At 64.7% G+C, this 255-nt stretch carries 1 protein-coding gene; it reads right to left on the bottom strand.

The window, feature by feature from the left end; genetic code table 11:
- Positions 1-255: aldehyde dehydrogenase family protein (locus IB264_RS34370; RefSeq protein WP_192435391.1), on the bottom strand; the 255-nt coding region annotated here is incomplete at both ends.

Below are 255 nucleotides of genomic sequence, written 5' to 3' on the forward strand. Positions count from 1 at the left end.
CAACGCTAAGATCGGCGTCGTCGAGCACCACGAACGGGTTCTTGCCGCCCATCTCCAGCTGGTACTTGCGATTGTGCTCGACCGAGGCCAGTGCCACGCGTTTGCCGGTGCCGGTCGAGCCGGTAAAGGTGATCGCCTGGATGTCGGGGCTGTCGAGCATCGTCTGGCCGACGACCGAGCCCTTGCCCATCACCAGGTTCAGCACGCCCTTCGGCAGGCCGGCGCGATGGAGAATATCGACGATCGCCCAGGAGC

It is taken from the genome of Ensifer sp. ENS11 (genome assembly GCF_014851895.1).
GTDB classification, from domain to species: Bacteria; Pseudomonadota; Alphaproteobacteria; order Rhizobiales; family Rhizobiaceae; genus Ensifer; species Ensifer canadensis.